At 35.3% G+C, this 13,023-nt stretch carries 14 protein-coding genes; 7 read left to right on the top strand and 7 right to left on the bottom strand.

Features of this window, described 5'->3' with window-relative positions:
- Positions 1 to 46 precede the first annotated feature (46 nt).
- Positions 47 to 1,141: an A/G-specific adenine glycosylase gene (mutY, locus tag AC1DIT_RS09040; RefSeq protein WP_006093315.1), complete on the bottom strand. Its 1,095-nt coding sequence runs from the start codon at positions 1,139 to 1,141 to the stop codon at positions 47 to 49.
- A 148-nt stretch (positions 1,142 to 1,289) separates the two neighbouring features.
- On the opposite strand from mutY, the gene AC1DIT_RS09035 reads away from it, so the two are divergent.
- Positions 1,290 to 2,270, top strand: a complete 981-nt coding sequence (locus AC1DIT_RS09035; RefSeq protein ID WP_016132529.1) for a metal-dependent hydrolase — start codon at positions 1,290 to 1,292, stop codon at positions 2,268 to 2,270.
- Positions 2,271 to 2,298: 28 nt separating this feature from the next.
- On the opposite strand, the gene AC1DIT_RS09030 is transcribed toward AC1DIT_RS09035, so the two are convergent.
- Positions 2,299 to 2,565: a YfhJ family protein gene (locus AC1DIT_RS09030; protein ID WP_003194903.1), complete on the bottom strand. Its 267-nt coding sequence runs from the start codon at positions 2,563 to 2,565 to the stop codon at positions 2,299 to 2,301.
- 214 nt (positions 2,566 to 2,779) lie between these two features.
- On the opposite strand from AC1DIT_RS09030, the gene AC1DIT_RS09025 reads away from it, so the two are divergent.
- Positions 2,780 to 2,938: a small, acid-soluble spore protein K gene (locus AC1DIT_RS09025; RefSeq protein ID WP_016112983.1), complete on the top strand. Its 159-nt coding sequence runs from the start codon at positions 2,780 to 2,782 to the stop codon at positions 2,936 to 2,938.
- Positions 2,939 to 2,996: 58 nt separating this feature from the next.
- On the top strand, positions 2,997 to 3,149 hold the full coding sequence (locus tag AC1DIT_RS09020; protein ID WP_000122139.1) for a YpzG family protein: 153 nt from the start codon (positions 2,997 to 2,999) through the stop codon (positions 3,147 to 3,149).
- 63 nt (positions 3,150 to 3,212) lie between these two features.
- On the opposite strand, the gene AC1DIT_RS09015 is transcribed toward AC1DIT_RS09020, so the two are convergent.
- Together AC1DIT_RS09015 and recX are read right to left on the bottom strand one after the other, a co-directional pair.
- Positions 3,213 to 3,530: a YfhH family protein gene (locus tag AC1DIT_RS09015; protein WP_077295057.1), complete on the bottom strand. Its 318-nt coding sequence runs from the start codon at positions 3,528 to 3,530 to the stop codon at positions 3,213 to 3,215.
- Between the two features lie 9 nt (positions 3,531 to 3,539).
- Positions 3,540 to 4,352 carry a recombination regulator RecX gene (gene recX, locus AC1DIT_RS09010; protein WP_476998148.1) on the bottom strand — a complete coding sequence of 271 codons (813 nt, stop codon included), beginning with the start codon at positions 4,350 to 4,352 and terminating at the stop codon, positions 3,540 to 3,542.
- A 52-nt stretch (positions 4,353 to 4,404) separates the two neighbouring features.
- Here recX and AC1DIT_RS09005 point away from each other — a divergent pair, with 52 nt between their 5' ends.
- From AC1DIT_RS09005 to AC1DIT_RS08990, 4 genes are all read left to right on the top strand, one after another.
- On the top strand, positions 4,405 to 5,343 hold the full coding sequence (locus tag AC1DIT_RS09005) for a TIGR01777 family oxidoreductase (protein ID WP_170927935.1): 939 nt from the start codon (positions 4,405 to 4,407) through the stop codon (positions 5,341 to 5,343).
- Between the two features lie 76 nt (positions 5,344 to 5,419).
- Complete coding sequence (locus tag AC1DIT_RS09000) at positions 5,420 to 6,550, top strand: amidohydrolase (RefSeq protein ID WP_016112980.1); 1,131 nt, start codon at positions 5,420 to 5,422, stop codon at positions 6,548 to 6,550.
- Positions 6,551 to 6,791: 241 nt separating this feature from the next.
- A complete protein-coding gene (locus tag AC1DIT_RS08995; protein ID WP_016112979.1) occupies positions 6,792 to 7,349 on the top strand; it encodes a GNAT family N-acetyltransferase in 558 nt (185 codons plus the stop codon).
- A gap of 151 nt (positions 7,350 to 7,500) precedes the next feature.
- Positions 7,501 to 7,620, top strand: a complete 120-nt coding sequence (locus tag AC1DIT_RS08990; protein ID WP_003194890.1) for a YfhE family protein — start codon at positions 7,501 to 7,503, stop codon at positions 7,618 to 7,620.
- A 690-nt stretch (positions 7,621 to 8,310) separates the two neighbouring features.
- Here AC1DIT_RS08990 and AC1DIT_RS08985 read toward each other — a convergent pair.
- From AC1DIT_RS08985 to pflB, 3 genes are all read right to left on the bottom strand, one after another.
- Entirely contained in the window at positions 8,311 to 9,477 is a 1,167-nt protein-coding gene (locus AC1DIT_RS08985; RefSeq protein WP_476998147.1) for a diglucosyl diacylglycerol synthase, read from the bottom strand.
- A gap of 414 nt (positions 9,478 to 9,891) precedes the next feature.
- Positions 9,892 to 10,623, bottom strand: coding sequence for a pyruvate formate-lyase-activating protein (gene pflA / locus AC1DIT_RS08980; RefSeq protein WP_016112977.1), 732 nt, complete (start codon positions 10,621 to 10,623; stop codon positions 9,892 to 9,894).
- Positions 10,624 to 10,689: 66 nt separating this feature from the next.
- Positions 10,690 to 12,939: a formate C-acetyltransferase gene (pflB, locus tag AC1DIT_RS08975; protein ID WP_016112976.1), complete on the bottom strand. Its 2,250-nt coding sequence runs from the start codon at positions 12,937 to 12,939 to the stop codon at positions 10,690 to 10,692.
- Positions 12,940 to 13,023: the final 84 nt, after the last annotated feature.

Here is a 13,023-nt window from a genome sequence, read left to right as displayed (position 1 = left end):
ATATTTGTAAGTAATTATTATGTTTATGTCGAAAAAACTTCAACCATTAAGGCTGAAGTTTTTTAACACATTCTTCATAAATCATACGATGCGATTTAGAAAAAGGTAATTTTTCAAATTCTTCTTTAGATACAACTTTTAATGTATCTGTTTCTTTAATAGCACTTGTTACCTTCCCATAAAATACAAATACATCCCATGTCCGATGAGTAAAAGTATGTTGCACATTCATTGCATACTCATCGATGGAAATAGAAATGGAAAAGTTCTCTTTCATATAATCAGTAAGCTGTTGTTTCTGATTTCGAATCCCTTCGCTAATTTCAACATTTGGGAATTCCCACATATTCGCAAGTAATCCTGTACTCGGCCTTTTGTTAATTACATAATTTCCATCTTCTGTTTGCAGCACACCCGCAACAAGCGGCACCATTTTAGGAGCTTTCGCCTTACTTTTGACCGGCAACTCTTTCTGTACACCTTCTGCATAACCACGACAGTGTTCCCGAACTGGACAAAGTAAACAAGCTGGATTTTTCGGAATACAAATGAGCGCACCTAGCTCCATTAATCCTTGATTAAAATAAGACGGATTTTCCTTTGAAATGATTTCACGTACAATCTCTTCAAATACTTTTCGCGTCTTAGGTTTCGCAATATCATCCCAAACCGATAATATACGGGATAAAACACGCATTACATTTCCATCTACAGCTGGCTCTGGTATACCGTATGCAATACTTAAAATTGCACCTTTTGTGTATGGACCAACACCTTTTAATTTTTCAATTTTTTTCACATCACTTGGTACTTTTCCACCATATACTTCTTTTACTTCCTTCACCGCTGCATGTAAATTCCGCGCTCTAGAATAATAACCGAGGCCTTCCCATGCTTTTAATACCTCTTCATCATCTGCCGATGCCAACGCTTCTAATGTTGGGAACTTTCCCATAAAATTTGCGTAATATGGTTTTACAGCTTCCACTCTTGTTTGCTGCAACATAATTTCAGAAACCCAAACGCGATACGGATCTTTATTTTTACGCCACGGTAAATCACGCTGTTCTTTTTCAAACCAACTAATTAAATCATGTTGAAACTTCTCTATGTTAAAATCATCTAATATTTCAAGTGCCAAGCTTGATCCCCCTCATTTTTTGCATATACGTACTATTATAAAGATTTTAGGAAAAAATTTAAGTAAGATGATATAGGAAATAGAAGGCAAATGCCTTGAGATATCGAATAAAAAGAGTTACATTAATAAAAAACGGAGGTGTATTTCCATGGACACGGCCACTCACCTTGTTATGGGCGTCACATTAGGTGGTTTAGCAACGTTAGATCCAGCCATTAGCCAGAGTGATTTCGGACCACAAGCTGTTATGCTTGCAACGATCGCTGGCTCCAATATTCCTGATATTGATACCGTCTTAAAATTACGTAATAATGCAAAATATATACGAAACCATCGCGGGGTTACTCATTCCATTCCTGCTGTTATTCTCTGGTCTTTCCTTATAAGCGGAATTTCCTTTGCCTTCTTTACAGAAGCTCCCTATTTTCATCTACTACTTTGGTCATTTATCGCCGTCTTTCTTCACGTGTTTGTTGATATTTTTAACGCCTATGGTACACAAGCGTTGAGGCCTTTTACAAAAAGGTGGGTTGCATTAGGTGTAATTAATACATTTGATGCTGTTATTTTCTTTATCCATATACTCGCTATCGCTTGTATGGTTGTTGGCTCCCATAAAGGATATACTGCTTTAGCTGCATATATATTAATGTTTGTCTACTATGTCGGTCGAATTATAATGAGACAAAATGTAAAAAGTGTAGTTTACAAACGATTTGAAGATGTAGAGGAAGTCATTATTTCTCCTTCTTATCGCTTTTATCACTATCATTTGGCTATTGTAACAAAAAAACACTATTATGTTGCGCGTTGGCACCGCGGCCATATTATGGTGCATGATAAATTTGATCGTATTCCACTTCCGGATAATAAAATTATGCGAGCTGCACAAAGAGATGAAAACATTTCTGCTTTTTTATCTTTTTCACCCGTATACCGCTGGGATATTTTTGATTACGACAACTATTATGAAGTGCGTTTTATCGATTTACGGTACCGTAGTAAAGACTATTACCCATTCGTTGCAATTGTCCAACTGGATCAAAATTTAAATATTATTAGTTCCTATACTGGATGGATTTTTAGTGAAGAAAAGCTTCGTAAAAAATTGGAATTGATTCCGCATTAAAAAAAGCGACCAACTTCGGTCGCTTTTCTTAATGCTTTAAATGATCATCTTGATTAATTAAATGACTATATTTCGGATTATTCGTGCGGATTTCATGAAGACGCTCACCATGGTTATTAATCCATGTTCTTACAATTTGTTCCGTCATTTCTTCACCTTGATAACGACCAGACTTTGCATACGTTACTTGGAAGTCCTCCCATAATAACTCAATCCATGCACGAGCCTGAGAATAAGACAGAAAGCTATTTTTTTCAAGTAATTCTTTTGTTAATACTTCATACTTATCATTCATTATTTATTTCTCCTTTTATTAATTTCGTACTTTATTTCCAAACCTCATTACCACATCAAAATTATAAATGAACAAAAGGATACACGCATTCATGAACTTCTTCCATCGCCAACAGAAGTTTCATTTTATGTTCAAGCATAATTTTCTCTATTTTGCACATTCTATTAATGATACTTCTTAGTAAGTATCATTTAATAATGAGGGGGCGTTCTTCTTGGGTAGACAAGCCGAATTTTGGTCTGAATCAAAAAACAACAGCAAAATCGAGGGTCCAACGAAAGCAAAAGCTCGTTTTGCTTCGAAAAGACCTAACGGCACAATTAACACGCACCCACAGGAACGTATGCGTGCCGCAAATCATCAGGAAGAGTAAAAACAATAGTCCGTTCTAAAGAGTTATTGCAATTAACTTCCTACATGAGGTGATAAAGATGAGCTACCGTAATCATTTAGATCGTCGTTCTGAATTATTCAACCCTACCTGGGCACGTCCGAAACATGCAAAAGCGCAAGTAAATGGACAGACGCAACAAACCCAGTCTCTCATTATTTTGGCGAATGAGATGAGAAAACGCCAAATTTAATTGCCTATCTCCTTTAACAACTACGAAAAATGAAAACCAGAGCAGCCAAGGCTCTCTGGTTTTTTATTTCTCTTGTAATAGCGAAATAGGAATACCAATTTCCTCTGTCTCATTTTGTTTATGTCCCCAAGCAAATACCCCATTGAAATACGTAATCGTAAAGAAGACACCCGGTTCTTCTATAAGTTCATACGTTTCACCAATCTGAAATGCGTTTACATCTGTCATATAAGCACGAGCCATTGCCATTTTTCTCATTAATACGTCAAACTCATTTACTATACCAAGCTGCTCTGCTTTCACAGCCTGTTCTTTTAAAATGCCAATTTCCTCTCTTAACTCATGTGGTGTCATATCACTATAACGTTTTGGCATATTCAGCATATTCTCTCATCCCTCTTCACGTTTCATTTGTAAAAATGTCTCTATCTCATCAATAGAAAATCCTTTTCGATATAATGCTTGTTTCATCTTGTTTTCATATGTCCATCCATCATGCTTTTTATGCTTCTCATGATACTTATTTCCATGATATAACAATGCAGCTTGTTGCTGCGTATCATCCTTTTCCTCTTTTAATTCTTCTAGACAAATTTGAATTACATCACGATTATATCCTTTACGGACTAACATTTCTTCTAGCTTTTGTTTCATTTGTAAAAAAGAATGCTTTTGATAGGACTTTTTCTTTTTTTCTACAAGCTCAAAGGCATTTTCAATTTGTTTCTCTTTCGGATATTCTTGTAAACTATGAGTAATAATTATATCTTGGACACCTTTACTAAAAAGTTCCCGTCTAATAATTGTCGGTCCTTTTTGATTCACGTTACTATGAGTTCGCACATACGAAATGGCATACTCTTTATCATTAATATAGTGATCATGTAATAATTTCGAAATAACTTCAGAGATGACGGCTTGTCCAATTTCTTTTTTTCGTAAGTATTCTTCTACTTCCTGTTTCGTCCGCATTTGATAGGATAAATAAGAAATTGCTTGCAAATATGCTTTTTGTRCTTCTTCATTGTATAAAATATTTGCTAACTCTACTTCATCGATTTCTAAACCCTTTTGCAAACCGTGCTTGATTAAGGTTACTTGATTCACACTAAATCCGTATTCTTCACCTTGTCCTTTATCAATATAAATATTAAATCGTTCTTTCGTTCGTTTTTGTACTTCTATTTTTGTAATGACAGCCATATTCTTCACCTCGCTACTATTTTAACATAGTTGCGGAACAATTTTGCTTTTCATGAATATATATAATGAGGAGGAAGTTCAGTTGAAAATTGCAATTTCTGGGGGAACTGGTTTTATCGGTAAAGCATTAGCTACTTTTTTAGACCTAAAAGGGTACACCATTTACATTCTCACCCGAGAAAAAAAAGAGACCCCTTTCAACTCTAACATTCACTACGTCCAATGGGATAAATGCTCACCTAAATTCCCTCTCACCTCTATCGATGTTGTTGTTAATCTAGCTGGAGAATCTATTAATAACGGTCGATGGACAAAGAAGCAGAAAGAAAACATTATAACGAGTCGTCTTCATACAACAAATAGTCTCATCAAACAATTACAAACATTACCAAATAAGCCCCATACTTTTATTAACGCTAGCGCAATTGGCTATTACGGTACAGCTGAAACAAAAATTTTTACAGAACAGAACAAAGAACATGGCAGTGACTTTTTAGCAACTACAGTAAAACTATGGGAAGAAGCAGCCTCTCATGCAACTTCTCTCGGAATTCGAACCGTCTATACACGCTTTGGAATTGTTTTAGGAAAAGAGGGTGGTGCCCTTCCTAAAATGTTGCTTCCCTACAAATTATTTATTGGTGGAACAATCGGTTCAGGTAATCAGTGGCTGTCTTGGATTCATCTAGATGATGTCATCCGCATGATTGATTTTGCAATAGACACAAAAGAAATAGAAGGCCCTCTTAACATTACAGCACCAAATCCTACAACAATGAAAGAGTTTGGAAAGACACTTTCATTTATCATGCATCGCCCACATTGGCTTCCCGTTCCAGCATTTGCACTACATGCTTTACTTGGAGAAATGAGTATGCTTGTGCTACAAGGACAACATGTATTGCCTAACAAAGCAATACAGCACGGATACCAATATTCGTTTCCTACATTAAACCATGCATTACAAAATATTATATTGCATACACTGTAGTACTTCTGAAATAAACCCATTAAAATTGTTCTATTTACTAATTTAAAGGTTATTAGCCAATGGAAATGAGGTATCTATGAAAACGCTATTTAAGCAGGCCATTGTATATCCCATTACTTCTTCCAAATTTCAAGGAGATGTATTGGTTAAACACAATCAAATCGCTGCGATAAAACCACATATTGAGCCCTCTCAAGATATGACTGTTATTGATGCAAGAGCCCTTCACCTCTTACCAGGATTTATCGATGTGCATACTCATCTTGGCCTATACGATGAAGGGACTGGATGGGCTGGAAATGATGCCAATGAAACATCTGAAGTATTAACACCACATATTCGTTCTTTAGATGGTATCCATCCTTTTGATATTGCTTTTCAAGATGCGGTTCAAAATGGGGTTACAACTGCCCACGTTATGCCTGGAAGTCAAAATATTATTGGCGGGACAACATGTGTGATTAAGACTGCCGGAACTTGTATCGATCATATGATTATTCAAGAACCTGCTGGATTAAAAATTGCATTTGGAGAAAATCCAAAACGAGTTCATAGTAATGGCACAAAAGAATCGATTACTCGTATGGGGATTATGGGATTGCTTCGTGAATCTTTTTACGAAGCACAACATTATGGAAACGAAGCAGATTTTCGAATGCTCCCTATTCTAAAAGCTTTGCGCCGAGAAATTCCAGTACGTATTCATGCTCATCGGGCAGATGACATTCTTTCCTCTCTTCGCTTTGCAAAAGAATTCAATCTTGATTTACGTATTGAACACTGCACAGAAGGACATTTTATTGTAAAAGAACTTGCCAATCAAAATTTAAAAATATCTGTTGGTCCGACATTAACACGCCGATCAAAAATTGAACTCAAAAATAAATCATGGGATACTTACCATACTTTATCAAAGCATGGGATAGAAGTTTCGATTACAACAGATCATCCCTATACTCCCATTCAATATTTAAATGTTTGTGCAGCCATCGCTGTCAGGGAAGGATTAGATGAAAGAATTGCATTAGAAGGAGTTACAATCATTCCCGCTCGAAACTTACGTTTAGAGAAAAGAATTGGAAGTATTGAAGTTGGAAAAGATGCCGATCTTGTATTATGGACACATCACCCATTTCATTACTTAGCCAAGCCCGTACTAACTATGATTGACGGAAAAATAATTTACAAAAAAAATAAAAAAAATTAGTTTATTTTTTTGACTAGATAAAGTATTATACGATTATAAACTGAATGAAACCATAATCAATTTGTGTCGTGATTTTTCATTTCAAATTGATGAATGGGGAAGGCAAATGGTGCGCCACCAGCGTTATAGACTGGTTCTAGTGGGTTCGATTCCCACCCCGAAATTTTTTAAAGGTTGATATAAAAATTTCGAGGGTGGGGTGTTTTTTCGTCATGCTACCCTCATGTGAGGAGGAGTTAGTATGTTAAAAAAACGCGACTTACACGACAGCCACGTTCTATACGATTTAATGGTGGATCCTGCTGTCTTCCCTTTTGTGCGTCAAAAAGCTTATTCATACGAAGAGTTTTTATTTTTAACAAAGCAAACAATAGAAGCAGAAGAGCGTGGTGAATTAATTTCACGCACAATTTTAGATGAATGGGGAAACCCTATCGGCACGATTACTTTATTTGATGTGCAAGAAAAAGCTGGTTTTCTTGGTACATGGCTTGGAAAACCGTATCATGGCCAGGGGTATAATAAATTAGCAAAAGATGCTTTTTTCAGCGAGCTTTTCTATGAGTTAGATATTGAAACAATCTTTATGCGTATTCGCAAAGTAAATATTCGTTCGATGAAAGCAGCTGAAAAACTACCATATGTAAACCTAGCAAACGAAACTAGAAAAGCTGTTTATGATCAAATTAACGCAATCGAAGAAGTATATAGCTTATATGAAATTCCAAAAGATCAATATACTCTTTCTACAATGCGTGATACCACATTCCAAGATACTCATCATTTAAAAGAAGCGTAGTATGTCACTAATTATAAAGTGAAATTTTAATCAGTGGGGGCCTTACTGCCCGCGAATAGCGGAATAAAATGAATATACTTGTTTATTGTGTATACCTCTTTATGTCATTGGAAATGATAGATAATAACTTTATGACACGAGGTGATTTGTAATGGATAGAAAGAAACGTGAAAAAGCAAGAAATACATTAAATAGTACACAAGAGGTTCTTTATCAGCGCGAGTTTCGAAGAGCAGATCGTGCAGCGGGATATCGTCCTAAAGGTGTATAATTATAAAGTGAAATTTTAATCAATGGGTGCTTTATCCTTCACTGATTATCAGCCCTCACCAATCGGGCTTTTACGGGCAGTTGATCACTTAACTTCTTTGCTTTCGTCAAAGTTTGAGATGGAATTTTACTGCCCACAAATAGTGGGATAAAGTGAAACTTGAGGTGATTTTTTTACCCTCTCCTACCATTTACTTTTTGGATGACAAAGTAAAGATTTACCCCTTATATTATAAGGGGTATTTTTTGTGGAAAACTTTATCCACAGAATTAATAGAATTGTGTATAAATTTATCGATTCTTTTGGATTATTATAAACTTAATCACAAATATCATGTTTATTTTGTGGATAATTTTTCTGAAAATTGTGGACAATGTGGATATCATTGTTAATATTCCGACTTTACCGTCTATTGAAACCACATTCTTTTGTGGATAACATACAACCAAAATATAAAGTGAAACTTAATCCCTCACTGATTATTAGCCCTTACCAATCGAGCTTTTATGGATAGTTAATCTCACACCTAATTTCTTTGCTTTGGCTGCGCTTTGAGATAGGGATCCTATTAAAGCTTATGATTTTATTAACTGCCGATGCATATATACCTTCTTACTAACTCTATTCATTATACTGAATTCCTACAAAACAACAAAAACCCCTCTTTCAAAATAAAAAGAGGGTTTCATATTACGTAAAAGATTGAGCAAGGGCTGGTGACTTGATTGGCATATGATTAGGCTRCACATGATTTTCTTCTAAGATTGTATCAACAATGTGACAAGCCGGCTCCGGACGATAGATACCTTTCATCGCTTCTTTCATCTGTAAAAGCTTCATATCATCTTCTAATAGTGCCTTTGTTTTCGCAAAAATGTCCTCATCTTCGCGAATTACAAGTGCAGCTCCTTTTTTTTCAAAATACATTGCATTTTCATTTTCTTGTCCCGGTACTGGTTTATATAAAATGACAGGTACTTGTAAAGCTGCCGCTTCGCTTAATGTAATGCCTCCTGGCTTTGTAATCATACAAGAGGTAATACGGAATAACTCATCGATATTCTCTACATAACCAAATACTGTTAATGCCTCAGGCTTTTGTTCCTTAAGCCCTAATAACTCTTGTTTTAAGGCTTCATTTTTCCCACAGACAACAGCTATTTGAAGATTAGGAACTGTCATAAATGATTGACATAATTCTTTTACATTTCCTAATACACCATGGGCACCTGCTACAATAAGTAAAATCTTTTTCTCACGAGATAAGTGATATTTACTATACAGAATTTCTGGATTAATAGCTCCCTCGAAGCTTTTACGAATTGGAATCCCAGTTTCTACGATTTGCTCTGAAGGTACACCAATTTCAACCATTACTTTTTTCACATGATCTGTCGCTACAAAATAACGATCTACTTCACGATGAATCCATATTTTGTGTAAACAAAAATCTGTTAACACATTATAAACAGGAATTGAGAAACCTGTTTGTTTTTTCAATTCCGGTACTGCAATAATTGGAAATGTATTAATAACAATGTCTGGTTTTTCTGCATGTAATAATGCTTTTAAGCGTTTTCTCCCAAAATTCGCATACCACGATGCAATTTTCTTATCGTAAATCTTTTCTACACCATAATAAAATAAGCGATATAGCTCTTTACCTATTGTATAACTTTTCAAGTATAAATATTTTGTAATATCCGTTATGACTGGATGTGACTCTCCAAATAGGTCACACACAATCACATCCTCAATTCCTTTTTGACGAAATGTTTGTGCTAATGTTTTTGCTACTTGCACATGACCGTTACCGTAATGTGCAGTTAATATTAAAACCTTGGGGTTTTTTATCAAACAAATCCACTCCTAGCTTTTTCGCTTTTCCATATTGCATATACGACAATAGGAAAAACATTTTCCTAAAAAAAATTACATGTTTGGATTCCAACACTTTCATGTTAGCTATGTACCTGTCGTGGATATGCAAAGCATATAAGATTGACCCCTTAATCCTATCTGTGCTCATATCTTTACATTATACTTTCCTATCAGAGCTTTCGCAATAACTTACAAATGATCATATTTCATGATACTCACCCTGCTACTTCTTAATTCTTGTTACTATTTGGTTTTCCCTTTACAATTATGTAAATTTATCCTCTTATTTCTTTACAAAAATATGGATATTCTACTTTCAGTATACTCTTTTCTATAGATATACTCTAGATTTTATTAAAAGAAAGCAAAAAGCCTAACCCACCATCTGGATTAGACTGCTTGTAAAATATTTTTTGCCTTTTGAACACTTGTTTCTGTTGGAGGTTCTACCCCTTCAAGAGGATACTTATGTCCAAGTGCTTCCCATTTATATACACCAAGCTTGTGATATGGTAAGACTTCAACTTTCTTTACATTAGAAAGACTTTGAATGAAGCTAGATAATCTCTGCAAGTCTTCTTCACTATCTGTAACACCGGGAACTAATACGTGTCTTACCCAAATTGGTTTTTGTTTATCAGATAAATAACGAGCAAATTGTAGAATGTGTTCATTCGTTTTACCAGTTAATTTACGGTGCTTTTTAGGATCGATATGTTTTAAATCTAATAATACTAAATCTGTATAGTCCATTAAGATATCTAATTTTCTTTGGAACTCTGGCTCTTCAGAATAGCAACCACCTGAAGAATCAATTGTCGTATGAATTCCGATTTCTTTACATTTCTTAAATAGCTCAATTAAAAAGTCTAACTGCAGTAATGGTTCCCCACCGCTCACAGTAATGCCACCACCGGAAGCTTCAATAAAGGGAAGGTAACATGTAACATCCTGCATCACTTCTTCAACTGTTATTTCTTTTCCTTTACCGATTTCCCACGTATCAGCATTATGACAATATTGGCAGCGTAATAGACACCCTTGTGTAAATATGACATAACGAATTCCTGGGCCATCAACAGTACCACAAGACTCTACAGAATGAATTCTTCCTTTTACCATGTTAACTTCCTCCTTTATTGAAACAGCCTCCCTCTGCTTTTATTACAACAGAGGGAAACTTTTTACTTACATACTTTCATGCATTGTACGGTTAATTACATCGATTTGTTGTTCACGAGTTAATTTAATGAAGTTAACTGCGTAACCAGATACACGAATTGTTAATTGTGGATATTTTTCAGGATGTTCCATTGCATCCATTAATGTTTCACGGTTAAATACGTTAATATTTAAGTGATGGCCTTCTTTTACAGCATATCCATCTAGCATAGATACTAAGTTGCGTACTTGTACATCATCTTCTTTACCAAGTGCTTTTGGAATAATTGAGAATGTATTAGAAATACCATCTTGTGCGTCTTCATATGGTAATTTTGCAACAGATAATAGTGATGCTAGTGCACCTTTTGTATCGCGTCCATGCATTGGATTTGCACCTGGTGCAAATGGCTCACCAGTACGACGACCGTCTGGAGTGTTACCAGTTTTCTTACCATATACAACGTTAGATGTAATTGTTAAGATTGACATTGTATGAACAGAGTTACGGTATGTTTTATGTTTACGAAGCTTGTTCATAAATGTTTTCACAAGGTTTACTGCAATTTCATCTACACGGTCATCGTTGTTACCGTATTTAGGGAAATCACCTTCAATTTCAAAGTCAACTGCAATGCCATTTTCATCACGAATTGGTTTTACTTTCGCATATTTAATTGCACTTAAAGAATCAGCTACTACAGATAATCCAGCGATACCTGTTGCCATTGTACGAAGAACATTTGTATCATGAAGTGCCATTTCAATGCGTTCATAGCTATATTTATCATGCATATAGTGAATTACATTTAATGTATTTAAATATAAACCTGCTAGCCATTCCATTGTCATATCAAATTTACGCATAACTTCTTCGTAATCTAATACTTCAGAAGTGATAGGTGCAAATTCAGGTCCAATTTGTTCTTTTGATTTTTCATCTTTACCGCCATTAATTGCATATAATAGTGTCTTAGCTAAGTTTGCACGAGCTCCGAAGAACTGCATTTGCTTACCGATTCTCATTGCAGACACACAACAAGCAATACCGTAATCATCGCCATACTCTGGGCGCATAATGTCATCATTTTCATATTGAATTGCAGATGTTTTAATAGACATTTTTGCACAGTAGTTTTTAAAGTTCTGTGGTAATTGTTTAGACCAAAGAACTGTTAAGTTTGGCTCTGGTGCTGGTCCTAAGTTATCTAATGTATGCAAGAAACGGAATGAGTTTTTCGTTACTAATGGACGACCATCAAGTGCAATACCACCAATAGATTCCGTTACCCAAGTTGGATCACCAGAGAATAATTCATTGTAATCAGGTGTTCTTGCAAATTTCACAAGACGTAATTTCATAATGAAGTGATCCACAATTTCTTGTGCTTCTTCTTCTGTTAATGTACCGTTTACTAAATCTCTTTCAATAAAGATATCTAAGAAAGTAGATGTACGGCCAAGACTCATCGCTGCACCGTTTTGTTCTTTAATCGCTGCAAGATAAGCAAAATATAACCATTGGAACGCTTCTTGTGCATTTGTTGCTGGTTTAGAAATATCAAAACCATGAGAAGCAGCCATTTGTTTTAATTCTTGAAGTGCACGCATTTGCTCAGATAACTCTTCACGTAAACGCATTGTCTCTTCGCTCATTACACCGCCAGTTAAATTTAAATCTTCTTTTTTCGCTTCAATTAAACGATCAACACCGTACAATGCAACGCGGCGATAGTCACCAATAATACGGCCACGGCCATATGCATCTGGAAGACCTGTAATAACGCCTGATTTACGAGCTGCTCTCATTTCAGGAGTATAAGCATCGAATACACCTTGGTTATGCGTTTTACGCCAATCTCTGAAAATACGGCTAAGTTCTTTATCCATTTCGTATCCATAAGCTTCACAAGCTTGCTCTGCCATGCGAATACCACCGTATGGTTGTAAAGAACGTTTAAATGGTTTGTCAGTTTGAAAACCAACTACTTTTTCAATATCTTTATTTAAATATCCTGGGTCATGCGATGTAATAGAAGAAACAATTTTTGTATCCATATCAAGGACGTCGCCATTTTCACGTTCTTGTTTTGTTAAATCCATAACTTGATCCCAAAGTTTCTTCGTTGCTTCTGTTGCTTCCTCTAAGAAAGTTTCATCACCTTCATAAATGTTTACATTATTTAAAATGAAATCGCGAACATCAATCTCTACTTTCCACTTTTCACCTTTAAAGTTTGTCCATGAATTTTTTGCAGTTTCTAATACTTGAGTCATCCTAATCTCCTCCATTTTTTGATTAGTACAGGACTAAGATTTTTTATATAACAGCTTACACATTTAGAATACTACTTTTTTTTA

The sequence above is a fragment of the Bacillus sp. 05T22 genome (assembly GCF_056396765.1).
This window is presented reverse-complemented; position numbering and strand designations above follow the sequence as displayed.

Excerpts from the sequence above, each read along its gene's own strand:
- AC1DIT_RS09035 (WP_016132529.1), top strand. The coding sequence starts at position 1,290 with ATGGACACGGCCACTCACCTTGTTATGGGCGTCACATTAGGTGGTTTA.
- AC1DIT_RS09030 (WP_003194903.1), bottom strand. The coding sequence starts at position 2,565 with ATGAATGATAAGTATGAAGTATTAACAAAAGAATTACTTGAAAAAAAT.
- AC1DIT_RS09020 (WP_000122139.1), top strand. The coding sequence starts at position 2,997 with ATGAGCTACCGTAATCATTTAGATCGTCGTTCTGAATTATTCAACCCT.
- AC1DIT_RS09005 (WP_170927935.1), top strand. The coding sequence starts at position 4,405 with ATGAATATATATAATGAGGAGGAAGTTCAGTTGAAAATTGCAATTTCT.
- AC1DIT_RS09000 (WP_016112980.1), top strand. The coding sequence starts at position 5,420 with ATGAAAACGCTATTTAAGCAGGCCATTGTATATCCCATTACTTCTTCC.
- AC1DIT_RS08995 (WP_016112979.1), top strand. The coding sequence starts at position 6,792 with ATGTTAAAAAAACGCGACTTACACGACAGCCACGTTCTATACGATTTA.
- AC1DIT_RS08990 (WP_003194890.1), top strand. The coding sequence starts at position 7,501 with ATGGATAGAAAGAAACGTGAAAAAGCAAGAAATACATTAAATAGTACA.
- pflA (WP_016112977.1), bottom strand. The coding sequence starts at position 10,623 with ATGGTAAAAGGAAGAATTCATTCTGTAGAGTCTTGTGGTACTGTTGAT.
- pflB (WP_016112976.1), bottom strand. The coding sequence starts at position 12,939 with ATGACTCAAGTATTAGAAACTGCAAAAAATTCATGGACAAACTTTAAA.